General features: G+C 67.3%; 24 protein-coding genes. 9 read left to right on the top strand and 15 right to left on the bottom strand.

The window, feature by feature from the left end:
* Nucleotide 1: 1 nt before the first annotated feature.
* Entirely contained in the window at nucleotides 2-1,045 is a 1,044-nt protein-coding gene (locus CE453_RS21360; RefSeq protein ID WP_089178075.1) for a cysteine synthase A, read from the bottom strand.
* Nucleotides 1,046-1,185: 140 nt separating this feature from the next.
* Between CE453_RS21360 and CE453_RS21355 the strand changes: the two genes are divergently transcribed.
* The gene (locus tag CE453_RS21355; RefSeq protein WP_089176397.1) at nucleotides 1,186-2,424 is read left to right on the top strand and encodes a class I SAM-dependent RNA methyltransferase; all 1,239 of its coding nucleotides are present in this window, start codon (nucleotides 1,186-1,188) and stop codon (nucleotides 2,422-2,424) included.
* Between the two features lie 9 nt (nucleotides 2,425-2,433).
* Nucleotides 2,434-3,846: an FAD-binding oxidoreductase gene (locus tag CE453_RS21350; RefSeq protein ID WP_089176396.1), complete on the top strand. Its 1,413-nt coding sequence runs from the start codon at nucleotides 2,434-2,436 to the stop codon at nucleotides 3,844-3,846.
* 30 nt (nucleotides 3,847-3,876) lie between these two features.
* On the opposite strand, the gene CE453_RS21345 is transcribed toward CE453_RS21350, so the two are convergent.
* Nucleotides 3,877-5,475 (bottom strand): gamma-glutamyltransferase family protein, encoded by a 1,599-nt coding sequence (locus CE453_RS21345; protein WP_089176395.1) that lies wholly within the window; start codon nucleotides 5,473-5,475, stop codon nucleotides 3,877-3,879.
* Between the two features lie 48 nt (nucleotides 5,476-5,523).
* The gene (locus CE453_RS21340) at nucleotides 5,524-6,294 is read right to left on the bottom strand and encodes an SOS response-associated peptidase (protein ID WP_089176394.1); all 771 of its coding nucleotides are present in this window, start codon (nucleotides 6,292-6,294) and stop codon (nucleotides 5,524-5,526) included.
* Between the two features lie 87 nt (nucleotides 6,295-6,381).
* Here CE453_RS21340 and CE453_RS21335 point away from each other — a divergent pair, with 87 nt between their 5' ends.
* Nucleotides 6,382-6,882 (top strand): hypothetical protein, encoded by a 501-nt coding sequence (locus CE453_RS21335; RefSeq protein WP_089176393.1) that lies wholly within the window; start codon nucleotides 6,382-6,384, stop codon nucleotides 6,880-6,882.
* Here the strand turns inward: CE453_RS21335 and CE453_RS21330 are convergent, their stop codons facing one another.
* Together CE453_RS21330 and dxs are read right to left on the bottom strand one after the other, a co-directional pair.
* Entirely contained in the window at nucleotides 6,883-7,611 is a 729-nt protein-coding gene (locus tag CE453_RS21330; RefSeq protein WP_089176392.1) for a TlyA family RNA methyltransferase, read from the bottom strand. It abuts the gene before it with no gap.
* 10 nt (nucleotides 7,612-7,621) lie between these two features.
* Nucleotides 7,622-9,532, bottom strand: coding sequence for a 1-deoxy-D-xylulose-5-phosphate synthase (dxs, locus tag CE453_RS21325; RefSeq protein ID WP_248307826.1), 1,911 nt, complete (start codon nucleotides 9,530-9,532; stop codon nucleotides 7,622-7,624).
* A 178-nt stretch (nucleotides 9,533-9,710) separates the two neighbouring features.
* Here dxs and CE453_RS21320 point away from each other — a divergent pair, with 178 nt between their 5' ends.
* Nucleotides 9,711-10,940, top strand: coding sequence for an MFS transporter (locus CE453_RS21320; RefSeq protein ID WP_089176390.1), 1,230 nt, complete (start codon nucleotides 9,711-9,713; stop codon nucleotides 10,938-10,940).
* A gap of 30 nt (nucleotides 10,941-10,970) precedes the next feature.
* On the opposite strand, the gene CE453_RS21315 is transcribed toward CE453_RS21320, so the two are convergent.
* The gene (locus CE453_RS21315; protein ID WP_089178074.1) at nucleotides 10,971-11,891 is read right to left on the bottom strand and encodes a pirin family protein; all 921 of its coding nucleotides are present in this window, start codon (nucleotides 11,889-11,891) and stop codon (nucleotides 10,971-10,973) included.
* Between the two features lie 56 nt (nucleotides 11,892-11,947).
* Nucleotides 11,948-12,508: an NAD(P)H-dependent oxidoreductase gene (locus CE453_RS21310; protein WP_089176389.1), complete on the bottom strand. Its 561-nt coding sequence runs from the start codon at nucleotides 12,506-12,508 to the stop codon at nucleotides 11,948-11,950.
* 85 nt (nucleotides 12,509-12,593) lie between these two features.
* On the opposite strand from CE453_RS21310, the gene CE453_RS21305 reads away from it, so the two are divergent.
* Nucleotides 12,594-13,505, top strand: a complete 912-nt coding sequence (locus CE453_RS21305) for a LysR family transcriptional regulator (protein WP_089176388.1) — start codon at nucleotides 12,594-12,596, stop codon at nucleotides 13,503-13,505.
* Nucleotides 13,506-13,527: 22 nt separating this feature from the next.
* Here CE453_RS21305 and CE453_RS21300 read toward each other — a convergent pair whose 3' ends face one another.
* The 5 genes from CE453_RS21300 to CE453_RS21280 all read right to left on the bottom strand — a co-directional run bounded on the left by CE453_RS21300 (nucleotide 13,528) and on the right by CE453_RS21280 (nucleotide 16,892).
* Complete coding sequence (locus CE453_RS21300) at nucleotides 13,528-14,124, bottom strand: hypothetical protein (RefSeq protein ID WP_089176387.1); 597 nt, start codon at nucleotides 14,122-14,124, stop codon at nucleotides 13,528-13,530.
* A complete protein-coding gene (locus tag CE453_RS21295) occupies nucleotides 14,121-15,386 on the bottom strand; it encodes a YcxB family protein (RefSeq protein WP_089176386.1) in 1,266 nt (421 codons plus the stop codon). The genes CE453_RS21300 and CE453_RS21295 overlap by 4 nt, the downstream gene beginning before the upstream one ends.
* Before the next feature lie 21 nt (nucleotides 15,387-15,407).
* A complete protein-coding gene (locus CE453_RS21290) occupies nucleotides 15,408-15,677 on the bottom strand; it encodes an exodeoxyribonuclease VII small subunit (protein ID WP_248307825.1) in 270 nt (89 codons plus the stop codon).
* A 94-nt stretch (nucleotides 15,678-15,771) separates the two neighbouring features.
* Entirely contained in the window at nucleotides 15,772-16,236 is a 465-nt protein-coding gene (locus CE453_RS21285) for an Lrp/AsnC family transcriptional regulator (RefSeq protein WP_173049670.1), read from the bottom strand.
* 143 nt (nucleotides 16,237-16,379) lie between these two features.
* The gene (locus CE453_RS21280; RefSeq protein ID WP_089176384.1) at nucleotides 16,380-16,892 is read right to left on the bottom strand and encodes a tyrosine phosphatase family protein; all 513 of its coding nucleotides are present in this window, start codon (nucleotides 16,890-16,892) and stop codon (nucleotides 16,380-16,382) included.
* Between the two features lie 179 nt (nucleotides 16,893-17,071).
* On the opposite strand from CE453_RS21280, the gene CE453_RS21275 reads away from it, so the two are divergent.
* The gene (locus tag CE453_RS21275; RefSeq protein ID WP_089176383.1) at nucleotides 17,072-17,632 is read left to right on the top strand and encodes a thioesterase family protein; all 561 of its coding nucleotides are present in this window, start codon (nucleotides 17,072-17,074) and stop codon (nucleotides 17,630-17,632) included.
* Between the two features lie 4 nt (nucleotides 17,633-17,636).
* On the opposite strand, the gene CE453_RS21270 is transcribed toward CE453_RS21275, so the two are convergent.
* The gene (locus CE453_RS21270; RefSeq protein ID WP_089176382.1) at nucleotides 17,637-21,212 is read right to left on the bottom strand and encodes a hybrid sensor histidine kinase/response regulator; all 3,576 of its coding nucleotides are present in this window, start codon (nucleotides 21,210-21,212) and stop codon (nucleotides 17,637-17,639) included.
* Between the two features lie 260 nt (nucleotides 21,213-21,472).
* Here CE453_RS21270 and mscL point away from each other — a divergent pair, with 260 nt between their 5' ends.
* The 3 genes from mscL (at nucleotide 21,473) to CE453_RS21255 (ending at nucleotide 24,386) form a co-directional block, all read left to right on the top strand.
* The gene (gene mscL / locus CE453_RS21265; RefSeq protein WP_089176381.1) at nucleotides 21,473-21,892 is read left to right on the top strand and encodes a large conductance mechanosensitive channel protein MscL; all 420 of its coding nucleotides are present in this window, start codon (nucleotides 21,473-21,475) and stop codon (nucleotides 21,890-21,892) included.
* 121 nt (nucleotides 21,893-22,013) lie between these two features.
* Nucleotides 22,014-23,207, top strand: coding sequence for a pyridoxal phosphate-dependent aminotransferase (locus tag CE453_RS21260; protein WP_089176380.1), 1,194 nt, complete (start codon nucleotides 22,014-22,016; stop codon nucleotides 23,205-23,207).
* A gap of 114 nt (nucleotides 23,208-23,321) precedes the next feature.
* Complete coding sequence (locus CE453_RS21255) at nucleotides 23,322-24,386, top strand: AbrB family transcriptional regulator (RefSeq protein ID WP_157733137.1); 1,065 nt, start codon at nucleotides 23,322-23,324, stop codon at nucleotides 24,384-24,386.
* Nucleotides 24,387-24,447: 61 nt separating this feature from the next.
* Here the strand turns inward: CE453_RS21255 and CE453_RS21250 are convergent, their stop codons facing one another.
* Complete coding sequence (locus CE453_RS21250; RefSeq protein WP_089176378.1) at nucleotides 24,448-25,380, bottom strand: SMP-30/gluconolactonase/LRE family protein; 933 nt, start codon at nucleotides 25,378-25,380, stop codon at nucleotides 24,448-24,450.
* A gap of 60 nt (nucleotides 25,381-25,440) precedes the next feature.
* A complete protein-coding gene (locus CE453_RS21245; protein WP_089176377.1) occupies nucleotides 25,441-26,346 on the bottom strand; it encodes a LysR family transcriptional regulator in 906 nt (301 codons plus the stop codon).
* Between the last annotated feature and the right edge of the window lie 117 nt (nucleotides 26,347-26,463).

The following is a 26,463-nucleotide window of genomic DNA, read 5'->3' as shown; positions in this document are numbered from 1 at the left end:
CTCAGGCCATCACCCTGGCCACGACGTCCTTCAGGCCGCCATCCCGTTCCAGCCAGCCTGGAACGGGCAGGTTCTTCGCACGCAGGAAGTCGGGGTTGAACAGCTTCGACTGGTAGCGCGTACCGTAGTCGCACAACACGGTCACGATGGTGTGGCCGGGCCCCATCTGCTTCGCCAGCCGGATCGCGCCGGCGACGTTGATGCCGGAGGAGCCGCCGAGGCAGAGCCCCTCATGCTCCAGCAGGTCGAAGACGATCTGCACGGCTTCCGCATCCGGGATCTGGAAGGCGACATCGACCGGTGCTCCCTCCAGATTGGCGGTGATCCGGCCCTGGCCGATGCCCTCGGTGATCGAGGAGCCCTCCGCCTTGAGCACGCCGGTCGTGTAGTAGGAATAGAGCGCCGCGCCCATCGGGTCGGCGAGGCCGATCGTCACCTTCGGGTTGCGCGCCTTCAGCGCCATGCCGACGCCGGCGAGCGTCCCGCCCGAACCGACCGCGCAGATGAAGCCGTCGACCTTGCCCGCCGTCTGGTCCCAGATCTCCGGGCCGGTCGTGTCGAGATGGCCCTGGCGGTTGGCGGTATTGTCGAACTGGTTCGCCCAGATCGCGCCGTTGGGCTCGGATTTCGCCAGCTCCCCGGCAAGGCGGCCGGAAACCTTCACATAGTTGTTCGGGTTGGCGTAGGGCGCGGCCGGCACCTCGACCAGCGTCGCGCCGGCGAGACGCAGCATGTCCTTCTTTTCCTGGCTCTGCGTCTCGGGGATGACGATGACCGAGCGATAGCCCAGGGCGTTTCCGACGAGCGCGATCCCGATGCCGGTATTGCCGGCCGTCCCCTCGACGATGACGCCGCCCGGTTTGAGCAGTCCCTTCGCCTCGGCGTCGCGGATGATCGCGAGTGCGGCGCGGTCCTTCACCGACTGGCCGGGATTCATGAACTCGGCCTTGCCGAGGATGGCGCAGCCGGTTTCGGCCGAGGCACGTTGCAGCTTGATGAGCGGAGTATTGCCGATGGCTTCGATGACGCCGTCGCGGATGGTCATGGCCGGATTTCCCAATTCCTCTCCGACCTGATAGGCGAAAGCCTTGCCGAGGTCATCAACATGCGGGCGAACGCCCCGAGTTCGGAACAATGCCAGCCGCAAAACCGCAGCCCGGAGAAAATCCTTCTCCAAAGCTCGCCATGAATGAAATTCTCACCGTCGACCACCTGGGCCAGCGTGGGGACGGCATCGCGCGGACGCCTTCTGGCAGCGTCTTCATTCCCTATGCTTTGCCGGGCGAAACCGTGCGCGCGGTGGTCGATGGCGAACGCGGCCAGCTCGTCGAGATCATTACGCCCTCTGACTCCCGCGTCGCCCCGATCTGCCCGCTCTTCACCCGCTGCGGCGGTTGTGCAGCCCAGCACATGGCGCCCGGCCTCTATCGCGAATGGAAGCGCCGGCAGGTCGTGACCGCGCTGGAGCGCGCCGGCGTCGCTGCTCCGGTCGCCGCGCTGGTCGATGCTCATGGCGTCGGGCGCCGCCGCGTCACCTTTCATGCCCGCCGCCAGGGTGAGGCGATGGTGGTCGGCTTCATGGCCGCGCGCAGCCATGATCTGATCGCCGTGGAGGCCTGCCCTGTGCTGGCGCCGGGCCTCGACCGGGCGCCCGCCGTCGCGCAGATGCTGGCGAATCGGATGGGCAGCGCGAACAAGCCGCTCGATATCCAGATCACCGCCTCGGAAGCCGGGCTCGATGTCGATATCCGCGGCCACGGCCCGCTTGGCGACAAGCTCAGGCTCGCTCTGACGCAGCTTGCCGAACGGCTCGATCTCGCGCGGCTCTCCAATCATGGCGAGGTCGTCGTCGAGCGCCGTCCGCCCCTGCAGCAGATGGGCAAGGCGCTGGTCGCCCCGCCGCCTGGCGGCTTCCTGCAGGCGACGGCGCTGGGCGAGGAGACACTGGCGGGGCTCGTCATGGCGGCCTTGCCGAAGGGCAAGCGCGCCGCCGACCTCTTCGCCGGTTGCGGCCCCTTCAGCTTCCGCATGGCGGAGCGCATGCAGGTGCTCGCGGTCGAGAGCGACAAGGCGGCCATGCTGGCGCTCGCCAAGGCTTTCGGAGCGACGCCGGGGCTGAAGCCCATCGCCACCGAGACACGCGATCTCTTCCGTCGCCCGCTGCTGGAGCACGAACTCAACGGTTTCGACGTCGTGGTGCTTGATCCGCCGCGTGCCGGTGCGGAGGCGCAAGTGAAGCGGCTGGCAGCCTCGAAGGTGCGGGACGTGATCTATGTCTCCTGCGACGCCGGCAGCTTTGCGCGGGACGCTGCGACGCTGGTTGCGGGCGGATATGCGCTGGAGGCCGTGACGCCGGTCGACCAGTTCCGCTATTCCGCTCATGTCGAGCTCGTCGGCGTATTCCGGCGCGGCAGGAAGGGCTAGGGCTACAGGATGAGCGCAATTCTCGATCGCATGGCCGGCATCGTCGGCGCGAAGAACATCGTCACCGATGCCGACGCGATGGTGCCCTATCTCAAGGAGTGGCGCGATCTCTTCCGTGGCAAGGCACAAGGCATCGTCCGCCCCGGCTCGACCGCGGAGGTTGCCGAGCTGGTCAAGCTCGCGGCCGAGACCGGCTCGACGCTGGTGCCGCAAGGCGGCAATACCGGTCTCGTCGGCGGCCAGATCCCGATCGCGGAGGGCAGGGAGGTCATCCTCTCGCTGCAGCGCCTCGACAAGGTTCGCGCGGTCGACAGCGACGGCGACACCATGATCGTAGAGGCCGGCGTCACGCTGAAGCGGGCGCAGGACGCCGCCGAGGCGGCCGGGCGTCTCTTCCCGCTCTCGCTCGCCTCCGAAGGCTCCTGCACCATCGGCGGCAACCTCTCGACCAATGCCGGCGGCACTGCGGTCCTCGCTTATGGCAATGCTCGCGAGCTCTGCCTCGGGCTGGAAGTCGTGCTGCCGGACGGGCGCATCTGGAACGGCCTGCGCCAGCTCCGCAAGGACAACACCGGCTACGATCTCAAGGACCTCTTCATCGGCGCTGAAGGCACTCTCGGCATCATCACCGCGGCTGTGCTCAAGCTCTTCCCGCTGCCGGCGGCGCGCGCCACGGCCTTCCTCGCCGTGCCGAACCCGGAAGCGGCGCTCGAATTGCTCAACGCGGCCAAGGCCGGAGCCGGAGGCACGCTCACCACCTTCGAGCTGATGCCGCGCATCGGCCTGGATTTCGTCCTGCGCCACGCCTCGGGCGCCCGCGATCCGCTCTCGGAACCGTCGCCCTGGTACGTGCTGATGGAAGTCTCCGCCCAGTCCGCCGCCGGGCTCGACGAGCATGTCGAGGCCTTTCTCGGAGAGGCGCTGGAGAAGGGCATCGTCACCGATGCTGCGCTCGCCGGTTCGCTGACCCAGCGCGCCGATTTCTGGAAGCTGCGCGAGATGATGTCCGAGGTGCAGACCTATGAAGGCGGCTCGATCAAGCACGACGTTTCGGTGCCGATCCACGCGACGCCGGAATTTCTGAAGCGGGCGATCGCCGTCGTCGAGGCGATGGTGCCGGGCTGCCGGCCGGTGCCGTTCGGCCATCTCGGCGACGGCAACATCCATTTCAACATCAGCCAGCCGGTCGGCGCCGACAAGCAGGCCTTCCTCGCACGCTGGAGCGAGATGAACGAGGCGGTTCACGCCATCGTCACCGAGCTCAAGGGCTCCATCTCGGCCGAACACGGCATCGGCCGCCTCAAGCGCGACCTGCTGCCGGGCGTGAAGGATCCGGTCGAGCTCGACCTGATGCGTGCCATCAAGAAAACGCTCGACCCGAAAGGCATCTTCAATCCGGGCGCCGTGCTGGCAAATCAGTAGAACCGGGATTGGCCCTGGAAGTGCGACGCCTCAGGGCGTCGCGACATAGCCATCGCGGCGCGGGTCGGCCGCGCCGGTGAAGATGCCCGTTGCGGGATCGATCGCGACCGCCTGCATGCCGCCGCATCGCATCGTCCAGCCGACGTCGAAGGCGTGCGCGTCATGCCCACGCCGGACGAGTTCGGCGACCGTCTCCGGGGTGATGCGGTTTTCGATCTCGACGCGGCGGCCGTCCCAGAGCCGGGCGCGCGGAGCCTCGATCGCCTCCTGCAGCGGCAGCCCAAAGTCCAGATATTGCACCATAGCCTGTGCCTGCGTCTGCATGATGCCGTAGCTGCCGGGCGTGCCGAGCGCGAGAACGGGCTTGCCGTCGCGCGTCGAGATCGAGGGCGACATGCACATCGCCAGCGCGTCGCCCGGCTTGGCTCTGTTCGGGCTGCCCGTCTGCACATCCGCCCAGTACAGGAAGTTGTTGAGGCATAGGCCCGTGCCCGGCACGACCACGCCGCTGCCGAAGGGGCTGCCGAGGCTCTGCGTGATGCAGATCAGGTTGCCGTCCTTGTCAGCGACAGAAAGCGAGGTCGTGTGCGCCGGGTCTTCCTTGTCCTGCGGCGTCCACTGCTCGGTGGGGCCGGTGATCGGCTTGCCGTCGGCGAGGCGCCGGCGCAGCCGCTCGACCGACGCATCGGACAGGATTTCGGCAAGCGTCTCCGGGCTCGGATTGTTGTGCGCGATGCGCTCGCCTGCCGCCAGCCGGATGGCGCGGTAGACGAAGTCGAGATGCTCCGCCCCGTCTCTTTGCAGGGAGGAGAGGTCGACACCCTCGAGAAGGCGCAGTGTCAGCAGGAACTGAAAGCCCTCGCAATGCGGCGGCGGTACATGCACGGTGAGCCCGCGATACGAGACGGCGAGGGGTTCGCGCCAGACGGTCCTCACGGCATCGAGATCGGCCATGGTCATCGACCCGCCGAGCGCCTTGAGATGCGCGATCACTTTTTCTCCGAGCGCGCCACGATAGAAGTGATCAGGCCCCTTGGCGGCGATCTCGCTCAGCGTCTGCGCGAGGTCGGATTGAACCAGCAGCGAGCCGAGATGCATGGCTTTGCCGTCCGGCTGGTAGTTCTGCGACCAGGCCGGGTAGAGCGCCGGGTACTTCTTCAGGAGCGGGTCGTTCTCCTCGAACTCGGCCGCACCGAACTCGGCGAGCGCGAAACCGTCCCGCGCCAGTGCGATGGCCGGCGCGAAGACCTCGGTCAGCGATTTGCGCCCATAGGTCTTCACCAGCTCGCACCAGCCGGCGAGATTGCCGGGCGAGGCGACGGCGAGCGCGCCGCGCTCCAGGTCGGTGCGTTTGCTGAAGCGCTCGGCCGGGAAGCTCGCCGGGATCGGGGGCACGAAGTCGAGAACGCGGATGCGCTGTTCGGCACCGACCCACATCGTGGCGAAGCCCATGCCGGCAAGGCCGGACATGAAGGGCTCGACGACATTCAGTGCGGCAGCGGTGGCGGCGGCGGCGTCGAAGGCGTTGCCACCCTGTGCCAGCAGCCGCGCTCCGGCCTGCGCTGCGAGCGGGTGAGCGGCGGCAACCATGCCGTGGCGGGAGGTGATGGTGGGGCGGCGACCGTGCATCAGCGTTTCCTCATTGAGCTTTTGCGCGATCAGAGCATGATTCCGCCGCTAGAACAGGCTGCCTTGCCCATCATCGGCGGGACGCCGGGTCGCTTTGCGCGCATGGCGCGTGGATTCGGCATCGGTGGGTACAGGTTCTTGGGGGGCAGTGGCGGGTTCCTGCAGGTCGGGAGCATCGTTGGCGACCTTGTTGACCGCCGGGCCGATGGCGACGACTTCCAGCAAATCGTCCGGCGGTGGCTTCAGCAGGCGCTGCGTCTGCTGCGGCGTCGCATCGGGGTCGAGCCAGGCCTCGTGGTCCCGCGGGTCGAGGATGATCGGGCAGCGGTGATGGATCGCGGCCATCGTGCCGTTGGCGGGGCCCGTCATCATCGCGACGGTGTCGAGCTCAGAGCCATCCGGCGAATGCCAGGTCTCCCAGAGCGCGGCGAAGGCGAAGAAGCCGCGGTCAGGCCGCCGGAACAGGAAGGCGTCGGCACGTGCCTGCCGGCCCGTTCCGCTGCGGCGCCATTCGTAGAACCCATCCGCGGGAAGCAGGCAACGGCGCCGTGTCAGCGCATGACGGAAGGAGGGTTTTTCGGCCGCGCTTTCGCTGCGGATGTTGATGACCAGCGGAAAATCCTTGAGGTCCTTCACCCAGCTCGGGACGAAGCCCCAGCGCATCAGCAGGAACTGTCGCGCCCCGTCATACGGGCGGATGACGGGAACCGGCTGCGTCGGTGCGATGTTGTAGCGCGGCGGGAAATTCGGCTGCTCGCGGTAACCGAAGCTTTCGCGCATCGCTTCGGGCGGCAGGGTGATGGCATAGCGTCCGCACATGCGGCCTGTTTAGCAAGATAGCGAGTGGGCGAAGCAACACTTTCTTGGGGGTTGGGCCACCATAGTCGCGCCGGTTTGGGGCTCGGGATGATCGTCTCCGCGACGAAAACACAGGCCGGAACGGCGGCCGAGGGCAGGGACGGGGCGCAGGCGCCCCGGCTCTCGACCGATTTTCTCAACAATTTCAGCGAAGCATTGATGCTGATCGAGCTGGCGGCAAGCGACCCCGGCATCGTCGAGGATCTGCAAGCCTGGCGCAGCATCGGCTACCGCGAGCATTTCGAGGCATCGTCGCTACGCTGTGCGTCCGCGGCGCTCGCGGCCTATGACGGCGTCGATCCTCGGCGGCGCCAGGCCTTCGAGCAGGTCTGCCAATCGATGACGCGGCTGGTGATGACGGTGAATGCCTTGCTCGTCGAGCTGCCGCGCCCTGCCGAACTGCCCCTGATCATCGAGGTGGCGAGCGAGGCGCTGCGCAAGCTGATCTCGCGCTCGGCGCAGTTCATCAACGCCAATGGCACGGTCGATATCGCGACATTCGACGATGCGGCTCTGCAGAAGGAAATCGACAGGCTGCTGGTACGCTGATCACCCGGTCCGGCGCGCGCCGACCAGGAATTCGCGATTGCCGTCGCCGCCCTCGATCGGGGAGGGGATCGGGCCATCGATAGAGAAGCCCAGTTCACCCAGCAATGCGACGATCTCTTCACAGACCTGGTGCTGCACGGCTTCGTCCCGGACGATGCCCTTCTTCAGCGCCGCACGTCCGGCCTCGAATTGCGGCTTGATCAGAGCCGCGATGCCGGCTTCCGGCGCCAGCAGCCCGGCCACGGCCGGCAGCACGAGCTTCAGCGAGATGAAGCTGACGTCGATCGCGGCAAGGCTCGGTCGCTCGCTCAACGTCTCGACGGCGAGGGTGCGGATATCCTGCCCTTCGAGGCTGGTGACGCGCGGATCGTCGCGCAGCGAGGCATGGAGCTGGTCGCGCCCGACATCGACCGCGATCACATGCCGGGCTCCGCGCTTCAGCAGAAGATCGGTGAAGCCGCCGGTCGAGGAGCCGACATCGAGGCAGATGCGGTCCTTCGGGTCGAAGCGGAAGACGTCGAGCGCGGCTTCGAGCTTGAGCCCGCCGCGCGAGACGTAAGGGTGCGGCGCTTCCGCCGTTAGCACGGCGTCCTGCGCCACCATTTCGGAGGCCTTGCGCACGGCCGCGCCATTCGCCGTGACGAGTCCGGCGGCGATGGCGGCCTGCGCGCGCGCCCGGCTTTCGAAGAAGCCGCGCTCGACGAGCAACTGGTCCGCCCGGCTCTTCATCGCAGAAGGATCAGGCGCGCTTGATTGAGCTCGGGTTGCCGAGCGCAGCTTCGACCGCCTTGACGATGCCGGCCGCATCGAGCCCGGCGGCGGCATACATCGCGTCGGGCTTGTCCTGATCCTGGAAGCTGTCCGGCAGCGTCAGGCTCCGGACTTTCAGGCCGGCATCGAGTGCGCCATTCTGTGCGAGCAGATGCAGCACATGGCTGCCGAAGCCGCCGACCGAGCCTTCCTCGATGGTGATCAGGATGTCGTGCTCGCGGGCGAGCTTCAGGATCAGCGCCTCGTCGAGCGGCTTGGCGAAGCGCGCATCGGCCACCGTCGTGGACAGGCCGCGCTGCGCCAGCAGGTCGGCAGCCTTGAGGGATTCGCCGAGCCGCGTGCCGAGCGAGACGAGCGCGATCTGCGTGCCCTCGCGCAGGATGCGTCCCTTGCCGATTTCGAGCGGCACGCCGACATCCGGCAATTCGACGCCGACGCCTTCGCCGCGCGGATAGCGGAAGGCGATGGGACCGGAATCATAGGCCGCCGCGGTCGCGACCATATGGGTCAGCTCCGCCTCGTCGGCGGCCGCCATCACCACCATGTCCGGCAGGCAGGCGAGATAGGCGATGTCGAAGGAGCCGGCATGCGTCGCGCCGTCGGCGCCGACGAGCCCCGCCCGATCGAGCGCGAAGCGAACGGGAAGCTTCTGGATCGCGACGTCATGCACGATCTGGTCGTAGGCGCGCTGCATGAAGGTCGAGTAGATCGCGACGAAGGGCTTGTAGCCCTCGGTCGCGAGCCCCGCCGCGAAGGTCACGGCGTGCTGCTCGGCGATACCGACATCGAAGGTGCGGCCCGGAAACTCCTTGCCGAAGGCGTCGAGCCCGGTGCCGGACGGCATGGCGGCGGTGACGGCGACGATCTTCTCGTCCTCGCGCGCCTGCTTGATCAGCGCATTGGCGAAGACCGCGGTGTAGCTCGGCGCATTGGCCGGGGCCTTGGCCTGCAGGCCGGTGACGGGGTCGAACTTGACGACGGCGTGATACTTGTCCGGCGTCGCCTCGGCGGGAGCGTAACCCTTGCCCTTCTGCGTCACGACATGGACGAGGATCGGCCCGTTGCCGGCGTCGCGGACATTGCGCAGCACCGGTAGCAGGTGGTCGAGGTTATGTCCGTCGATCGGCCCGACATAGTAGAAGCCGAGCTCCTCGAACATCGTTCCGCCGGTCCAGAAGCCGCGGGCATACTCTTCGGTGCGCCGCGCCTTGTCGTGGAAGAAGCGCGGCAGCCTCTCGGCGAGCTGCTTGGCGACTTCGCGCAGCGAGCGATAGGTACGGCCCGAGACCAACCGCGCCAGATAGGCCGACATCGCACCCACCGGCGGGGCGATCGACATGTCGTTGTCGTTGAGGATGACGATGAGCCGCGAATCGAGCGCACCGGCATTGTTCATCGCCTCATAGGCCATGCCGGCCGACATGGCGCCGTCGCCGATCACGGCGATGACGTTGTTCTCGCGGCCGGCGAGGTCGCGCCCCACGGCCATGCCGAGCCCGGCCGAGATCGAAGTCGAGGAATGCGCGGCGCCGAAGGGATCGTATGCGCTCTCCGAACGCTTGGTGAAGCCCGAAAGGCCGCCGCCCTGGCGCAGCGTGCGGATGCGGTCGCGGCGTCCGGTCAGGATCTTGTGCGGATAAGCCTGGTGGCCGACATCCCAGATCAGCCGGTCGCGCGGCGTGTCGAAGACATGATGTAGCGCGACCGTGAGCTCGACCACGCCGAGCCCGGCGCCGAGATGACCGCCCGTGACGGAGACGGCATCGATCGTCTCGAGCCGGAGCTCGTCGGCGAGCTGGCGCAATTGCGCATCGTCGAGCCTGCGCAGATCGGCCGGGTCATGGATCGTATCGAGGAGCGGCGTGACAGGACGGGGCACGAGGCAATGTGATCCTTCGGTGAGACTATCTGAAATAGAGCCTGCGCGGCTCGCTGGCAAACCGGAGTTGGGATCTGGGTTCCTCATCGGCAAGCGCCCGCGCTTCCCACGAAACGGGTGGTTTCGCCGCTCGTGGCGCCGTTGAGTGTCTTCAACACCGCTTCCGAGGACATCTGCGATGGAACCGACCGATACCGCACGACTGCCGGCCGCATTCAGGCGCATCGGCTGGTCCAATCTCTCTGCCCAGTTCTCGGAGCAGATCGCACTCGCTGCCGCGCCGCTGGCCGCGGTCCTCCTGCTCTCGGCCGGGCCGGCGGAGACCGGCTGGCTGCAGACGGCGCAGACCTTGCCGTTTCTCCTGCTTTCCATTCCGGCGGGCCTGATGGTCGACCGGGCCTCGCGGCGCCGGCTGATGGTCGGCACGGAGGCGTTGCGCGCGCTGTCGCTAGTGGCGATTCCGCTGCTGCTGGCGGCGGGCAGCCTCAACCTGACCTGGCTCGCTTTGCTCGGGGCGCTCGGTGCCGTTGGGACGGTCTGCTACAGCGTGGCAGCTCCGGCCTTCGTTCCGTCCGTGGTGCCGCGCGCCCGGCTCGCCGACGCCAATCGCTGGCTGGAACTCGCCCGCAGCGTCGCCTATGCCGGCGGGCCGGCACTCGGCGGAGCTCTCGTCGGCTGGATCGGTGTTTCGACGGCCTACGGGTTGGCGGCGGCGCTCTCCATCCTGGCCATGCTCCTGCTGGCGGGGCTGCCCAAGGATGAGCCGCCTCCCGGGCAGCGGCGCGATCTGTTGCACGATCTGGGGGAAGGGGCCCGCTTCGCGGTCGGCCACGATCTGCTCAGGCCGATTTTGCTGACCGCGGTTTTCTTCAATCTGTCCTGGTTCGTCTTCCAGGCGGTCTATGTCGCCTATGCGGTCCAGAACCTGGGCCTGAGCGCGACCGAGGTCGGGATCACGCTCGGCATCTATGGCGCGGGGATGATCGTCGGAGCAGCACTCGCCCCCGCCATCGCCCGGCAGGTCTCCTTCGGGATGCTGATCCTGCTCGGGCCGTTCTGTGGCCTCTGCGCCGCCAGCGTGATGCTCGCCACGCTCTGGATGCCCTCTGTTCAGCTGGTCGGCACCAGTTTCTTCCTGTTCGGCGTCGGGCCGATCATCTGGACGATCTCGACGATGACATTGCGGCAGGCCGTCACTCCCAACGCGATGCTCGGTCGCGTCTCGGCCCTGATCATGACGGCGACCTTCGGCGCCCGCCCATTAGGCGCCGCGATCGGCGCCTCCGTGGCGGCGCATTTCGGCATTGCTGCCTGCCTCGCCCTCGCGACTGCCGGGTTCCTGGTTCAGCTCCTCGTCATCGCTTTCTCGCGAGTGCCGCGGCTGCAGGACCTGTCCGAGGTCGCCTGAACGGAGTGCCGACTGCCGGAGAGAGCTGTTTCAGCCTTCCGGCAGCGGGATGAACTCCTTGTCGTCGCCGGGCACGGTGTCGAAGCGGCCGGTCTTCCACTCCTGCTTGGCCTGGTCGATGCGCTCCTTCGAGGAGGAGACGAAGTTCCACCAGATATGGCGCGGGCCATCCATAGGCTCGCCGCCGACGATCATCACTCGGCTCTGGTCGACGCCCAGGATCGAGATGCGGTCGCCCGGCTTGAAGACGAGGAGTTGGCCGGCGCCGAATTCCTCGCCCGCGATGTCGACCTTGCCCGAGACGATGTAGATCGCGCGCTCGTCGTAATCTGGGTCGAGCGGCAGGATCGCGCCGGGCGAGAGCACGGCTTCGGCGTAGAGCGCCTCCCACGGGAACTTTACGGGCGAGGTCTGGCCGTAGGCCGAGCCCATGATCAGGCTGATGCGCTTTCCGCCCTCGACGATCCTCGGCAGTTCAGGCGCGCCATGATGCACGAATTCCGGCGCGATCTCCTCATGCGTCTTCGGCAGGGCAAGCCAGGCCTGGATGCCGTAGAGCTTCGGGCCGCTGGCGCGGGCCTCCATCCCCGTGCGCTCGGAATGGACGATGCCGCGTCCGGCCGTCATCAGGTTGACCGCGCCCGGCTTGATGGCGAGCGCCGTGCCCAGCGAGTCGCGATGCATGATCTCGCCGTCGAAGAGATAGGTCACGGTCGAGAGGCCGATATGCGGATGCGGGCGCACGTCGAGCCCTTCGCCGAGATGGAATTCGGCCGGTCCCATCTGATCGAAGAAGATGAAGGGGCCGACCATGCGCTGGCCGATGGCCGGTAGCGCCCGGCGGACCTGGAAACCGCCGAGGTCATGTGTGCGCGGCACGATCACCTTTTCGATCGCCTCGCAGGAACGGGCATCGCCCAGAACCGGGTCTTCAGCTGGCAGTTGCGACATGGCGACCTCCTTTGTCGGCGAGAGCCTGACCCCGATCGCGCTGGCGGGCAAGCCGTTCAGGCGGCGGCCGTTGTCGGTTCCGGAGCGGCCAGGCGCCGCAGCCGCGAGGCATAGTAGTCGCCGGCCGCCTTCAGCGCTTCGTCGTCGGCGCGACGGACGTCGTAGACCAGGAAGGGTTCGACCCAGGCGAGACCACAGCGATGCGCCGTCGCCTGCAACGGGCGCAGCAGCTCCTTGAGCGGGAACAGGTTGACGCCATCCGGCGCATAGGCGGTCTCGACATTGCCCGCCGTCGCTGCGACCAGCAGCGGCCTGCCGGCAAGTCTTGCGCCCTCCGTCTCGTAGTCGAGATAGAACATCCGGGTCAGCACGACATCCTGCCAGGCCTTGAGCAGGGGAGGCGTCGAATACCACTGGATCGGGAACTGCAGCACGATGCGGTCCGCCGCGACGAGCCGGGCGACCTCTGTATCGGCGTCGATCTGCCCATCCGGATAGAGGGCATGGAGATCGGCGATCTCTGTATCGGGCAGATGGCGTGCTGCCTCGATGAGCGCCTGGTTGGCGCGCGAATTCGCGAAATCCGGGTGAAACAGCAGGATCAGGATCTTGGGCATGGCATCCTCCTTTGGAACGGGCAGAGGATGGGTGTGGCGATAAAATTACTCCAATGGATGATCAATATATCATATTATCGATTTCATGAATTTAAGGGCGATCGATCTCAATCTGTTGGTGGTGCTCGACGCCTTGCTCGACGAGGCGCATGTCTCGCGCGCTGCGGATCGCATCGGCCTTTCGCAGCCGGCGATGTCGAGCGCGCTGGAGCGCTGCCGTCAGCTCTTCGGCGACCGGCTGCTGGAGCGTGGCGCCGGTGGGATGGTCCTGACGCCCAGGGCTCACGCGCTGGCCGGGCCGGTGAAGGACATTCTGGCGAGCACGAAAACGCTGCTCGGCCGGAGCGAGCCGGATCTCATGGCGATCCGGCAGACCGTGCGGGTCGTGACGGCTGATTACCCCGCCGTGGTCATCGCCCCGGAGCTGCATCGCCGCCTGGCGCGAACGGCGCCGGGCATCACCGTCGCGCTCATGCCCTGGCATGGCGCGGGGGCCGCGCTCGAAGGGCTGGGGCGCGGCACCATCGATCTGGCGATCTCGGTCTTTCCGGTCGTTGAGGCCGATTTCACCCGTCGCGAATTGCTGCGGGAGAGCTATCTCGTCGTGATGCGTCGCGGCCATCCGGCGGCGGCTGGCTTCGATCTCGACACCTGGCTCGCCCACCCGCATGTGCTGGTTTCGGGGCGCGGCGACACCAAGGGCGCTCTCGACGAAGCCTTGGCGCGGATCGGGCGCGAGCGCCATGTCGGCATGGTCGTGCCGAACTTCGCTATGGTGCCGCCGCTGGTGGCCGGCTCCGACATGATCGGGCTCCTGCCGAGCCGCTGCCTGCCGCCGGATGGCGACGACGCATTCGTCACCTTCCCGCCGCCGCTTGCGGTGGACGGCTTCCCACTGCACAGCGCCTGGCACAAGCGCCGTGCGGAGGATCCAGCAGTGCAGCATGTCGCCCGGCTGATCGAGGAGCTGATCCTCGCGCTGCCGGTCGGGGGCTGACGTCGGCGCGGGCGCTGCAGGTCTAGCGCAGGGCGGCGGAGACCTCCGCACTTGATTTCAGACTCATCAGGATCTTCAGGCCGCCCTGATGGCGTTCCTCGCCGGTTTCGCAGGTCTTGCAGATCCCGCCGACATAGAGGCCGTTGACGACCGTCTCGGCGAACAAGCCGGATTTGTAGTTGTGCCGCGCATCGGTCTCGACCCGATACCAGTCGCGGTTGCCGATCCGCACGATCTCCAGCGGTTGGCGGATCTCGGCGTCCTTGCTGGTCGAGCGGAGCACGGCGCGCAGCCGGAAATAGCGATCGAGCGGCGAGGCATAGAGCGCGCGCAGCCTGGCCGCGTCATCGCTGCCCTCGATCTCCTTCGCGCGCATCAGGATGGTGCAGGTCTCCTGCGTCTTCTCGCAGGCCTCGCTCTCGCAGACCAGCTGGATGCGGCGCAGCCCGGTTTTCGAGACCTTTCCCTCGTCCGGTCCGTCCACGCGCCAGCCCTCGGGAAGCTCGATCGTAAGCCCGTTCGGCATCACGACGGTCTCGGCCCGGGGGCTTGTGGCTGCAAGAGGGAAACACAGCGTCGCGAGAACGGTGGCGACGAGTTTTGCGAGCGGCTTCGTCAAGCGCCTGCCTCCGGCCGATGGTTCCCCTCGCCGACGCGACTATCGGCGATGCGCTGGAAAATGGCCAGCTTGTCGCCGTCGAGCGCGCGCAGCGGCAGGATCAGTGGCTCGCCCGCACGCCGGAGCAGGACGAGATGGTCGCTCTGGCGTTCGATCCGTTCGAAGCCGGCCCAATCGAACCTGCCCCGGAAGCCGTCTTGCCAGACTTCGAGCCCATCGTCGTAAAGCCGCACCTCATGCTCATAGGCTTGCACGCGCTTCTGCATCTGCCGGCCAAGCTGGCGCGCATGCCTGCGTCTCATCCAGGGATGGAGCAGGATGCCGATCGCGATGATCGCCCAGAGGCCGAGCACATATCGCCAGAAGGTACTCGCGAACATTTCGAGGAAGAGCGGAAAGGCGTAGCGGAAGGGAACTCGCTCGGGGTCGAGAAGCCAGAGGAAGCCGAAGACCAGCGGCGGGATCAGTGCCGTGACGAGAAAGGCGAGGACGAAGCCGCGACGGCGACATCGCTGCATGCCCGGGCGCTCCATCTGCCAGCCGAGCGCCGCCGCGCGGTCGGTCTCGGTCAGCTCGAAACGCGCGGAGAGCAGGGGCACGCGCTCGTCCGGCATGTCCAGCTCCGGGAAGGAGCGAGCGGCTGCCATTCCGCCAGCATGGCAGGAGGCGGCCCATGACTGGATATGGGCCGCCTGCGCCTCGGACAGCCCGCGGCGCGGCAGGGCGAAAACGTCTTCTATGTCGCGCAGCCGAATGAAGAGATGGGCCGGCTCTTCGGAAATGCCGTCGATGCGGCGGCAGGCAAAGGCGCTTCTGCCACCGGCCGTTGTCACGACGATGCCGCCGGGCTCGAAGCGATAGATGTTTGTGACGGGGCGGTCGAGCCGTTCGTCGCGATACCAGCGCCTCAGCCGGCTGCGGACGAGCGCCGGATGAACGGCGTAGTAGGCCAGCATGGGCACGGCGACGACGAGGATCGGCAGGCCGCCCAGGCCGAGCAGGTCCGCGCCGAAACGCGAGAGGAACGTGCGGGCGCCCAGATGGCCGCTTTCCTGCCAGGAGGAGTAGTAGGCCAGGGCCAGCAGCACCAGGACCACCCAGATCAGCAGGTGGAGCAGACGCCGCCGGGCCGCCGCGAACAGATCGGCATAGGTGAAGAGCGCCGCCGCGATCCGGTCTTCAAGACCGAGCGGAGCCTCGACCGTGAAAGTCTCAGGCGGGTCGGTTGCGTCGGTACGGCGAATCGCCGGCGTCGTGCGCATCCTGCCGGTCGCCTCCGCCTCTCAGTTCTCGACGTCGAGCGGCGTCGTCCCGGTCGGCTTGCCATCGGCGCCGAGCGTGATGCGCTCGATGCGGGCTTCCGCCTGCTTCAGCAGGGCGTCGCAGCGCGCCTTCAACGCCTCGCCACGCGTATAGATGGCGATCGATTCCTCGAGCGGCACGTCACCACGCTCGAGCCGCGCCACGATGCCCTCGAGCTCCTTCAGCGCGGCCTCGAAAGGCAGGCCAGCGACGTCGGCATGGGGGGCGGCTTGGGTCTTGTCTTCGCTCACGGCCTGATTCCTCTTTGCCGCAAGCTTATCGGCCGGACAGCGGCCCATCGCAACCCGCTCCGGGCGGGCGAGCGGGAATCCGGTCCATTTTGCCTCAAACGGGCAGGGCGGAGGTCTTCTTGATCGTCCGCAGCGTCAGCGTCGATTGCACGCGCGTCACGCCCGGCAGCTGCGTGATGATGTCGGTGTGGATGCGCTCGAAATCGGCGCTGTCGCGGTAGATGACGCGCATCAGATAGTCATGCGCGCCGGCCAGCAGGTGGCATTCCAGGATTTCGGGCAGGCTCTGCACCGCCTGCTCGAAGCTTTCCAGCGAGGCGCGCCCCTGTTGGTCGAGCGTGACGAAGACGAAGGCCGTGCCGGGAAAGCCGGCGATCTTGTCGTCGAGCATCATCGCATAGCCGCGGATCAGCCCGCTCTCCTCGAGCTGCCGAACGCGCCTCAGGCAGGCGGAGGGCGACAGATGCACCTTCTCGGCGAGGTCCGAATTGGTGATGCGCCCGTCCTGTTGGAGAATCCGCAGGATGGAGCGGTCGCGCGAGTCGAGTTCGATCGTCATGATGCGGTGGTGCCTCCCGCGCGATCAATCGTCGCAAAATTCCGCGAAGGCAAGCAATCTTCTGTAGCATTACCCGGCAATGCCGGCAGTATCCGCTATGGTCGCTCCTCGCGCCGCATGAAGCTGCGATGCCGCCGGCTCCTTCATTCCAGCGGGAGGACGAAGGGCTTGCCCTCGAAGGCGTCGGCGCCGCGACCGATCCGCTCGATGGCGCGGATCATCCGTCCATTGCGCCCGAGCATGACATCCGCGAGAGCGACGAGCCGGGCATTGGGGGTTGCCGAGGGGGAGGCGATGCGCAGTGCATCCGCGGCCGCTTCCTCGTCGCGCGTCGGGGCCAGCGCGCAGGCGGTGATATAGGCGGCTGCGGTCGAGCGGCTGATGCCGGCCCAGCAATGGATGACGAGCGGCGCGGCGCGATCCCAGCCCCGGACGAAGACGAGAAGCCGTTCGACATGCTCCCGACCCGCTAGCACATGACCGTCCATCGGCTGGCTGATGTCGGACATGCCGAGGAAGAGATGGCGATCTTCCGCAATGCTCGCCGGTCGTTCGACCGGGGTGCTGACATTGATCAGCGAGACGAGATGGCTCGCGCCGCAGGCCGCGACCGTGGCGTCGAGCTTCGACAGGGGCGAGACATGCAAGGTGGGCAAACCGGCGGCTCCGTTGCTATGCCGTGACGGCGTCGGAAGATAGAGCGTTTTCGAGCGAAGCGGGTACCGGTTCGCTTGAGGAAATCGCGATGAGACCAAGACCATGATCGACAGCGATGCCGCCCGCATGACATGGGTCGCAAACCTGCCTGATCGCTCCACAGCTGCGAACCCGCCACATGAACCTCTGGTTCCGCCTCCTCTGGCTTCTCGTCACCTCGCGGATGCGCCCGCGCCTCGATCTGCCGGGCGAGGCCTCGGTGCTGCCGTTCCGTGTCTGGTTCCACGATCTCGACACCAGCCTGCACATGAACAACGGCCGCTACTGGACGCTGATGGATCTCGGGCGGACTGATCTCGTGCTGCGCAGCGGGTTGTGGCGGGCGATCCTGCGGCATCGCTGGGTACCGGTCGTCAATGCCGGCACCATCCGCTTCCGGCGCGAGATGCGGCTCTTCCGCCCCTTCAGGCTCGAAACCCGCATCCTGTGCTGGAGCGAGACCTGGCTGGTGATGGAGCACCGCATGCTGATGCGGGGGCGCGACGGCGGCGAGATCGTCTCGGCCGTCGCACTGGTGCGGGCGGCGATCTACGATCGGCGTGGCAAGGCCTATATCCCCGTTGCGCGGCTGCTCGAGGAGGTTGGGGTCACGGCGGAAAGCCCGGAGCCTAGCCGGGAGGTCGCGGCCTTCCTGGCGTCGGAAGAGGTGCTGCGCGGCGTTACCGCGAGCGAGCGCTAGGATCTTATTCGGCGGCCAGCCGCGTCGCCCGCCATTGCGCCAGCAACGCCCGCAGCGCTGCCGGCTTCAGCGGCTTGTTGAGCATATGGACATCGAGCGCGCTCGCCGCTTCGCGGACATGCGGCGTGCGGTCCGCCGTCAGCAGAATCGCCGGCATCGGCGTACGGGCCCGCGCCCTGAGCGAGCTGATCGCCGTGAGGCCGTTGCCGTGGTCGAGGTGATAGTCGGCGATCACCACATCGGGCTCGTTCTTGCCGCCGACATGCGGCAGCGCCTCGTCGAGCCCCGCCGCGACCGTCACCCGGCAGCCCCAGCCTTCGAGCAGGCGCTTCATGCCGTCGAGGATCGCCGGTTCGTTGTCGATCACCAGCAAGCGCATCCCGGCGAGCTGGCCGGCGGGCGACTGACGCGGCGCGCTGGCCGTGATCATCGCCGGCAGCGGCGCCGCGCGCGGCACCGTGAGCGAGAAGCGCGTGCCGCGGCCGGGCGCCGAATCGAGTGTCAGTCCGTGGTCGAGCGCGCGCGCGATCCGCTGGACGATGGAAAGGCCGAGGCCGAGGCCGCGCGCGACCCGTGCGCCCTGGTCGAGCCGCTGGAACTCGCGGAAGACGGTCTTCTGCTTGCTCTGCGGAATGCCGAGGCCAGTGTCGATGACCTCGACCGCGATCTGCTCCGCGTGCCGCCGGCAGCCCACCAGCACCTTTCCGCTCGGCGTGTATTTGATCGCGTTGGAAATCAGATTCTGCAGGAGTCGCCGGAGCAGGCGCCGGTCCGAGCGCACGGCGAGTCCGGTCGGCACGAAGACGAGCTTCAACCCCTTTTCCTGCGCGCTCGGCTCGAACTCGCGCTGCAGCTGGCGCATCAGTTCGTCGAGGCGGAAGGAGGAGAGCTCGGGCTTCAGCGCCCCGCCGTCGAGCCGCGAAATTTCGAGCAGGGCGGTGAGGATCTCCTCCACCGCGTCGAGCGAGGCGTCGATGTTCTCGGCGAGGTCGGGCTCGCCGCTGGAGCGATCGCGCTCCACCAGCGAGGTGGCGTAGAGCCGCGCCGCGTTGAGCGGTTGCAGGATGTCGTGGCTTGCGGCGGCGAGGAAGCGCGTCTTAGAGACATTGGCGGCTTCCGCCTCCGCCTTGGCGCGCTGCAGCTCGGCATTGACGTGCAGCAGCTCCTCGGTGCGCTCGGCGACCCGCTTCTCCAGGCTCTCATTGGCGCGCTCCAGCTTCTCCTCGCCGGCGACGGTCTCGGTGATGTCGGTATAGGTGGTGACGAAGCCGCCATCCGGCAGCGGATTGGTGCGGACCTCGATCACGTTCTTCGACGGGAAGAGCTTGAGGCGGACCGGCTCGCGATCCTTGACGAAGCTCTCCAATCGGGCCGCCATCAGCTCGTCCTGCGCACCAAGGCCGTAGGCGCCGCGCGCCGCATTGTAGCGCACGATCTCGTCGAGCCCGGTTCCGAACCGCACCAGCGAGGCCGGCAGATCGTAGAGCCGCAGGAAGGCCTGGTTCCAGGCGAGCAGCCTGAGATCGCGATCGAGCACGGTGATGCCCTGGCCGGCATGGTCGAGCCCGTGCTGGAGAATGTCGCGGTTGTATTGCAGGGCGGCGGAGGCGTCATCGAGCAGCTTGAAGGCCGCTTCCGTCGAGAGGTTGCGCTTCTTCAGCAGCAGCGACAGCACCAGTCGCGACGAGGCCGCCCCGATCGCCGAGGACAGCAGGTGCTCGCCGAAGCGCAGCAGGTGGATGTCGGCGTCGCGCCCGCCTTCGGGTTTTTCGCCACGGCTCAGGTTGAAGCTCTCGAAGGCGCGCTCCGTGCGCTCCTGGCCGAGATAGCGGGCGATGGTCGCCTGCAACTCGCCTTCGGTGACGCTGGTGCGCCAGAGCGAGAAGGTCTGCGCCATCGTCGCGCGGTCCGACTCGACGAAGGCGTTGGCCTGCAGTCGCTCCATCGCATTGGCGGGTCTGAGCAGGGAGAAGCCGATATAGACCAGGATATTGAGTCCCAGGCTCCAGATGACGCCGTGCGTCAGCGGCGGCATGCCGAGCCCGAAGAGCGATTCCGGCCGCAGGACATCGGCGCCGAAGGGGCCGTGGGCGACGACCTCGCTCCACCAACTCCCGGGAATGGCGAGGCTCGGCATCAGCAGGGTGTAGGCCCAGACCAGCGTGCCGACGATGAGCCCTGCCGCGGCGCCGAGCGCCGTGCCGCGCCGCCAGATCAGCCCGCCGAGGAAGGCCGGAGCAATCTGCGCGGTCGCCGCGAAGGACAACAGGCCGATCGAGACCAGCGCCGCTTCACCGGCCGCGCGGTAATAGGCATAGCCGAGCAGGATGACGAGGAAGATGCTCGCCCGCCGCATGATGACCACCCGGGAGCCGAGATCGCCGCCGAGATTGCTGTTGGAGGGAACCCGCGGGCTCGTTGCCGCCGCGGTGCTTCTCGGCTCGCCGAGCGCGCGCTGGCCGCGCAGCATCAGTGGCATGACGAGGTGGTTGGAGATCATGATCGCCAGTGCGACCGAGGCGACGATCACCATCGCCGTCGCCGCTGACAGCCCCCCGACGAAGACGAGGAGCGCGACGAGCCCCGCCCCGTGCTGGAGCGGCAGCAGCAGCACGGTCATGTCGCGATCGACGCCGGCACCGGGCATCAGGATCTCGCCGGCCGCCGCCAGCGGCAGCACGAACAGATTGATCAGCACGAGATAGAGCGGGAACATCCAGGCGGCGCGGCGCACGTCGCGGCGGTCGCGATTCTCGACAATCGCCATGTGGAACTGGCGCGCCAGCAGCAGGGCGGCGCAGCTCGACAGCAGCGTCAGGGTGAGGAAGCCGGGCAGGCTCGACGTCCGTTCCCAGATCGGCGGCAGGCCGGCGGGTGGCTTGGCCGCGGCCCGTCCGAGCAGGTCGCCCATGCCGTCGAACAGCCCGTAGACGATGTAGAGGCCGAGCACGAGGAAGGCGACGAGCTTGACCAGCGATTCGACCGCGATGGCGAGCACCAGCCCATCCTGGTGCTCGGTCGCGTCGATGTGGCGCGTGCCGAAGGCGCAGGCGAAGCCGGCGAGCACCATGGCGACGACGAAGGCGAGGTCGCTCAGCACCGGCACGTTCGCCACCGGCGAATGCCCGCCGGTGGCGGCGAGGAAGACCGAGAGCGAGTTGGCGACCGCCTTGAGCTGCAGCGCGATATAGGGCAGGGCGCCGATCACCGCGACGATGCAGACCAGCGCCGCGACCCGCTCGCTCTTGCCGTAGCGTGCGCCGACGAAATCCGCGACCGAGGTGATGTTCTGCGACTTGGCGATGCCGACGATCCGCTCGACGAAGCGGTGGCCGAGGCCGATCACCAGGATCGGTCCGACATAGATTCCGAGAAAGTCGAAGCCGGCCAGGTTGGCGAAGCCGACCGAGCCGTAGAATGTCCAGGACGTGCAGTAGACGCCCAGCGCCAGCGCATAGATCGTGGTCCGCGCCCGCCCGGTCATCAGGCGCCGGCCCGAGGTATCGGCGGAATGGGCGACGGCAAACAGCCCGCACAGATAGGCGAGCGCGACCAGAACGACGGACCAGGCTGGAATCACGATGCGATGTCCCGCGAGAGCGCCTGCAAGCGAAGCCGCAAAGCTGTCGGCATGACCTTCCGTTTCAGGTTTCGAAGCAGTCTAGCCGGCTGCTGACCGGTCCGCCACAGGTCATTCGTCCAACTCGTCCCCAGATTATTTGCGGCAAACCACGTCGAGCGTGTCGAATAGTCGGTCTGCGGGCTTTTCCTGGCCCGGCGGCGTGGTCTAGCTTGCACCGGCTGATGGGGAAGTCTGGACGGCAGAGGAAGAGGTGCAGCATGCTTGAAGAATTCAAAAAATTTGCACTGCGGGGCAATGTCATCGACCTCGCGATCGGTGTGGTCATCGGTGCCGCTTTCGGCAAGATCGTCGACTCTCTGGTCAACGACATCATCATGCCCTTTATCGGCGCTCTCGGCGGCGTCGATTTCTCGAACTATTTCGTCGGCTTGAACAGCGGCGTGACTGCGACGACCCTGGCGGAGGCCAAGAAGCAGGGCGCGGTTCTCGCCTACGGCAACTTCATCACCGTCGCCGTCAACTTCATCATCATCGCCTTCGTGCTGTTCCTCGTCGTCAAGGGCATCAACATGCTCCAGAAGAAGAAGGAAGAGGAGCCGGCCGCACCGCCCGCGAAGCCCGACGACGTCATCCTGCTCGGCGAAATCCGCGATCTGCTCAAGCAGAAGACGGCCTGATCGTCCGCTTCCATCGGTCGCGATTCATCACGGCGACCGATCGACCCGATCTCGCGATTTCATGCCCGGCGGCGCCGTCATCGGCTAAACCAGAGGCAGGACAATCGCGAGGTCGAACCCGATGAATTTCGTCGCTTCCACGGGCAGTACACTGATCCCCGATCTGCGGCCGGAGGCGCGCGAGGCGCCCGAGAGCGGCATCGTCGAGGTGATGAATTATGGCCGGCTGCGCGAGGGGCTGATCCCGCTCTGGGTCGGCGAAGGCGACCTGCCGACGCCGGCCTTCATCCGGGAGGCCGCGGCACGTTCGCTTGCCGCGGGCGAGACCTTCTACACATGGCAGCGCGGTATCCCCGAGCTGCGCGAGGCGCTTGCGCGCTATCACGAGCGCCTCTTCGGTCAGCCGTTTTCGCCCGAGCGCTTCTACGTCACCGGCTCGGGCATGCAGTCGCTCCAGATCGCGGTGCGCATGATCGCGGGCCCGGGTGACGAGTTGATCGTCCCGACCCCGGCCTGGCCGAATTTCGTTGCCGCGGTGAGCGTCGGCGGCGCCAGGCCCGTCTGCGTGCCTATGGACTACGAGCAGGGGCGCTTCACGCTCGACCTGGCCAAGCTCGAGGCGGCGATCACGCCGCGGACGCGTGGCATGTTGATCAACTCGCCCTCCAACCCGACCGGATGGACGGCGACGCGGGAGGAGCAGGAGGCGCTGCTGGCGCTGTCGCGCAAGCACGGCATCTGGATCATCGCCGACGAGATCTATGGCCGCTTCGTCTATGACGGCTCGGGCCGGGCCTCGTCCTTCCACGACCTCATCGCCGAGGAGGACCGCGTCCTCTTCGTCCAGACCTTCTCGAAGAACTGGGCGATGACGGGCTGGCGCATCGGCTGGATCGAGGCGCCGGTCGCCTTCGGCCAGGTGATCGAGAACCTGATCCAGTACTCCACCTCCGGCTCGCCGGTCTTCATCCAGCGCGGCGCGGTTGCGGCGCTGGACGAGGGAGAGGATTTCGTCGCCGAGCAGATCGCCCGCGCCGCCGAAGGGCGCAAGATCGTCTACGAAGGCCTCAAGGCGACCAACCGCGTGTCGCTGGCGGCTCCCGTCGGCGCTTTCTACCAGTTCTTCTCCGTCGATGGCCGCGAGGATTCGCGCGCCCTGGCTTTGGAGCTGGTCGACAAGGCCAATGTCGGGCTGGCACCGGGCCTCGCCTTCGGCCCTGGCGGGGAGAACGGCTTGCGGCTCTGCTTCGCCCGCAAATCCTCCGATCTCACCGAGGCGGTCGCGCGGCTGCAGAAGGCGTTGATGGCGGCCTGACCGCCCGCCACGCAAGACGGCTCTGCATGGGCCGTTGGGCGGCGCGGTTGACCACTGCGCCGGTCATGGCCATGAACGCCCGGCATCGCCGCTTTCGGCATGCCCCGGGGCAGAATGAGAGTTTTCGGCTACCCATCCTCGCGACTGGCGCTCCTGGGGCGGGAAGCGGTCGTGATCGCGATCGCGACGGTCGGCGGCGCGCTGTTCGCGACGCTGGGCATGCCGGCGGCCTGGCTCTCCGGCTCCATGCTGCTCAGCACCATCGTGTCGTTGATCCGGCCGCTGCCGGCACTCCGGCGCCCCTGGTTCGATTCGACCATGCTGCTCTCGGGCACCATCCTCGGCTCGTCGGCGACCCCGGAGGCGCTGGCGGCACTTGGCCGTTACCCAGCCTCGCTGGCCATGCTACTCGTCGGCGTCGCGGCGATCATGCTCGCGACAGGGGCCTATCTGCGCCATGTCGCGCGCTGGCCCTGGATCGACGCACTGCTTGCCGCAGCGCCTGGCGCGCTCTCGACCGTTCTGGCGATCGCCCAGGCGAAAGGCGCCAATATCGGGCGCATCTCTGTGGTCCAGCTTTTCCGGCTGCTGGTGCTGGTCGCCTTCCTGCCGAGCCTGATGCAGGCGACGGGCACCTCGGCGGGCGCACCGACCCCGGTCCTAACCGCCGTCAGCCCCGCCACGATGCTGGGCCTGACAATGGCCGGTCTGGTGCTGGGCCTGGGCTTCGAGCGCATCGGCCTCGCCGCGCCATTGATGTTCGGCGCGACCTTTGCCAGCGCGGTTTTCCATGGCAGCGGGCTGGTCGAGGGCAGCCTGCCGATGCCGATCCAGATCGCCGTGCAAATCCTGCTCGGCTCGACGATCGGCGGGCGCATCGCCCATATCCCGCGCAAGGAGCTTCGCGGCCTGTTTCCGCTGGCGATCGGCGGCTTCGCCGTGTCGATGGTCGTCGCTTTCCTCTTCGCCTGGCCGGCAGCGATCCTGGCGGGCGTACCCTATGCCAGCGGCATGGCCGCCTTTGCGCCCGGCGGGCTGGAGGCCATGGCGATGCTGGCCTTCGCCATGGGGCTGGACACCCTCTATGTCGGCGCTCACCACCTCGTGCGCTTCGTGGTCATCGGCCTCGCCATGCCGCTTGTGCTCACGCGCATGAAGGGCGAGACCCCGGGCTCCTGAGCGGAGCCGGAGAAGGGCTTTTCTCGTAACGGCGGAATGCTTCTCCGCCTTGCCGACAGGTTTACGGCCGCTGCGCGCCGTTGGTGTGGGTCATCACGGCGTAAAGCGAGGTCGTGCCGCAGATGAACAGGCGGTTGAGCTTCGGCCCACCCCAGCAGACATTCGCGACGATCTCGGGGATCTCGACCTTTCCGATCAGCGTGCCGTCCGGGTGGTAGATATGGACGCCGTCGGCCGCGCTCGACCAGATCCTCCCTTCGACATCCAGACGGAAGCCGTCGAACAGCCCGTTCGTGCAGGTGGCGAAGACTTTCGAGCCACTGAGCGCCTTGCCGTCGGCGTCGACCTTGCACGCACGGATATGGCGCGGGCCGTTCTCGGGGTCGTGGCTGGCGCCGGTGTCAGCGATGTAGAGGATGCTCTCGTCGGGCGAGAAGGCGAGGCCGTTCGGCTTGACGAAATCATCGGCGACGATGGCGATCTCGCCGCTTTGACCGTCGATCCTGTAGACATTGCAGGCGCCGATCTCGCTCTCCGACTTGTTGCCCTCATAATCGCTGAGGATGCCGTAATCGGGATCGGTGAACCAGATCGAGCCGTCGGATTTCACCACGACATCATTGGGTGAGTTCAGCCGCTTGCCGCCGTAGTGGCTCGCCAGAACCGTGACCGAGCCGTCATGCTCGGTGCGCGTCACCTGCCGCCCGCCATGCTCGCAGGTGACCAGCCGCCCTTCGCCGTCGACCGTATTGCCGTTGGAATTGCGCGCGGGCTGTCGGAAGACGCCGACCTGCCCCGTCAGGGCGTCGAAGCGCAGCATCCGGTCATTCGGGATGTCGGACCAGACCAGCGTGTTGTGAGCCGGGAACCAGGCCGGCCCTTCCGACCAGCGCGCCCCGGTCCAGAGCCGCTCGACCCGTGCGGAGCCAGGGACGATGCGATGAAAGCGCGGATCGAGAACCGCGACGCTTGTGCCGTCGAGCACGCCGAACATGTCTGTCCTCCCAGAAGCCTTTCGCGGAGCATCTCCGGCGGAGCGGCTGGCGGCAATGGCCTATAGCGCAAGCCCCGCATCCCAATAGGGCGTGGCGCCGTAGAGATCGCCGAGATAGTCGACGAAGGCGCGGACCTTCTGCTCCATGTGCCGGCGACTGGGATAGACGGCATAGACCGCGACGCGCGAGCCGACCGCATAGGCCGGCAGGACCCGCTGCAGGGCGCCGGATTTCAGTTCCGGCCCGACATCCCAGGTCGAGCGCAGGGCGATGCCGACGCCGGCGAGCAGCGCCTCGCGCACCACCTCGCTCGAATTGGTTCGCAACGGGCCGTTGACGCGTACCGAGACCGGCCCCTCCGGCCCATCCAGCCGCCAGTGGTCGGCATTATGCGCGATCAGCGTATGCCGCGAGAGTTCGGCGATGTCGGTCGGTGTGCCGTGGGCGGCGAGATAACCCGGCGTCGCGCAGAGAACGCGGTGATTCGGGGCGAGGCGCTTCGCCACCAGGCTCGAATCCTGCAGGTCGGCGATACGGACCGCGAGGTCGAAGCCCTCGCCCACCACGTCGACGAAGGCGTCCGTCAGGACGAGTTCGACCGTGACCAGCGGATTGGCGTCGAGGAAGGCTTTGAGATGCGGCGCGATATGCAGCCGCCCGAAAGAGGTCGGCGCCGAGACGCGCAAGGTGCCGCGCACCTGGCCCGCGCCGCTCGCCACCCAGGCCTCCGCCTCCTCGATCGAGGCAAGGATCGAGACAACGCGCTCGTAGAAGCCCTGTCCGGCCTCGGTCAGCGCGAGCTGCCGCGTCGTGCGCTGGAGCAACCTGACCCCCAGCCGCTCCTCGAGCCGGCGGATGCGCTTCGAGACGACCGCCGGCGACAGGTTGAGCTGCCGGCCCGCCGCCGACATGCTGCGGGCGGTGACGACATGGGCGAAGACGTCGAGGTCGCCGAATCGATCCATGACGGAGCCACCTTTTCCATTTTGGAAATAATGGCTGGCTTTCCACATCCGCTGCAAGGGGCCTTGAATTGGTCTAGTCTGCAGCGCAATCAGTGTGTCGGTTGTCCAGGTCGAGGA

Origin of the sequence: Bosea sp. AS-1 (assembly GCF_002220095.1) — a bacterium.
Taxonomy (GTDB): domain Bacteria; phylum Pseudomonadota; class Alphaproteobacteria; order Rhizobiales; family Beijerinckiaceae; genus Allobosea.
This window is presented reverse-complemented; position numbering and strand designations above follow the sequence as displayed.

Excerpts from the sequence above, each read along its gene's own strand:
- CE453_RS21315 (WP_089178074.1), bottom strand. The coding sequence starts at position 11,891 with ATGTCGCAACTGCCAGCTGAAGACCCGGTTCTGGGCGATGCCCGTTCC.
- CE453_RS21360 (WP_089178075.1), bottom strand. The coding sequence starts at position 1,045 with ATGACCATCCGCGACGGCGTCATCGAAGCCATCGGCAATACTCCGCTC.
- CE453_RS21260 (WP_089176380.1), top strand. The coding sequence starts at position 22,014 with ATGAATTTCGTCGCTTCCACGGGCAGTACACTGATCCCCGATCTGCGG.
- CE453_RS21340 (WP_089176394.1), bottom strand. The coding sequence starts at position 6,294 with ATGTGCGGACGCTATGCCATCACCCTGCCGCCCGAAGCGATGCGCGAA.
- mscL (WP_089176381.1), top strand. The coding sequence starts at position 21,473 with ATGCTTGAAGAATTCAAAAAATTTGCACTGCGGGGCAATGTCATCGAC.
- CE453_RS21350 (WP_089176396.1), top strand. The coding sequence starts at position 2,434 with ATGAGCGCAATTCTCGATCGCATGGCCGGCATCGTCGGCGCGAAGAAC.
- CE453_RS21355 (WP_089176397.1), top strand. The coding sequence starts at position 1,186 with ATGAATGAAATTCTCACCGTCGACCACCTGGGCCAGCGTGGGGACGGC.
- CE453_RS21285 (WP_173049670.1), bottom strand. The coding sequence starts at position 16,236 with ATGACGATCGAACTCGACTCGCGCGACCGCTCCATCCTGCGGATTCTC.
- CE453_RS21255 (WP_157733137.1), top strand. The coding sequence starts at position 23,322 with ATGAGAGTTTTCGGCTACCCATCCTCGCGACTGGCGCTCCTGGGGCGG.
- CE453_RS21245 (WP_089176377.1), bottom strand. The coding sequence starts at position 26,346 with ATGGATCGATTCGGCGACCTCGACGTCTTCGCCCATGTCGTCACCGCC.
- CE453_RS21275 (WP_089176383.1), top strand. The coding sequence starts at position 17,072 with ATGAACCTCTGGTTCCGCCTCCTCTGGCTTCTCGTCACCTCGCGGATG.
- CE453_RS21320 (WP_089176390.1), top strand. The coding sequence starts at position 9,711 with ATGGAACCGACCGATACCGCACGACTGCCGGCCGCATTCAGGCGCATC.
- CE453_RS21335 (WP_089176393.1), top strand. The coding sequence starts at position 6,382 with ATGATCGTCTCCGCGACGAAAACACAGGCCGGAACGGCGGCCGAGGGC.
- CE453_RS21305 (WP_089176388.1), top strand. The coding sequence starts at position 12,594 with ATGAATTTAAGGGCGATCGATCTCAATCTGTTGGTGGTGCTCGACGCC.
- CE453_RS21310 (WP_089176389.1), bottom strand. The coding sequence starts at position 12,508 with ATGCCCAAGATCCTGATCCTGCTGTTTCACCCGGATTTCGCGAATTCG.
- CE453_RS21295 (WP_089176386.1), bottom strand. The coding sequence starts at position 15,386 with ATGCGCACGACGCCGGCGATTCGCCGTACCGACGCAACCGACCCGCCT.
- CE453_RS21345 (WP_089176395.1), bottom strand. The coding sequence starts at position 5,475 with ATGCACGGTCGCCGCCCCACCATCACCTCCCGCCACGGCATGGTTGCC.
- CE453_RS21250 (WP_089176378.1), bottom strand. The coding sequence starts at position 25,380 with ATGTTCGGCGTGCTCGACGGCACAAGCGTCGCGGTTCTCGATCCGCGC.
- CE453_RS21330 (WP_089176392.1), bottom strand. The coding sequence starts at position 7,611 with ATGAAGAGCCGGGCGGACCAGTTGCTCGTCGAGCGCGGCTTCTTCGAA.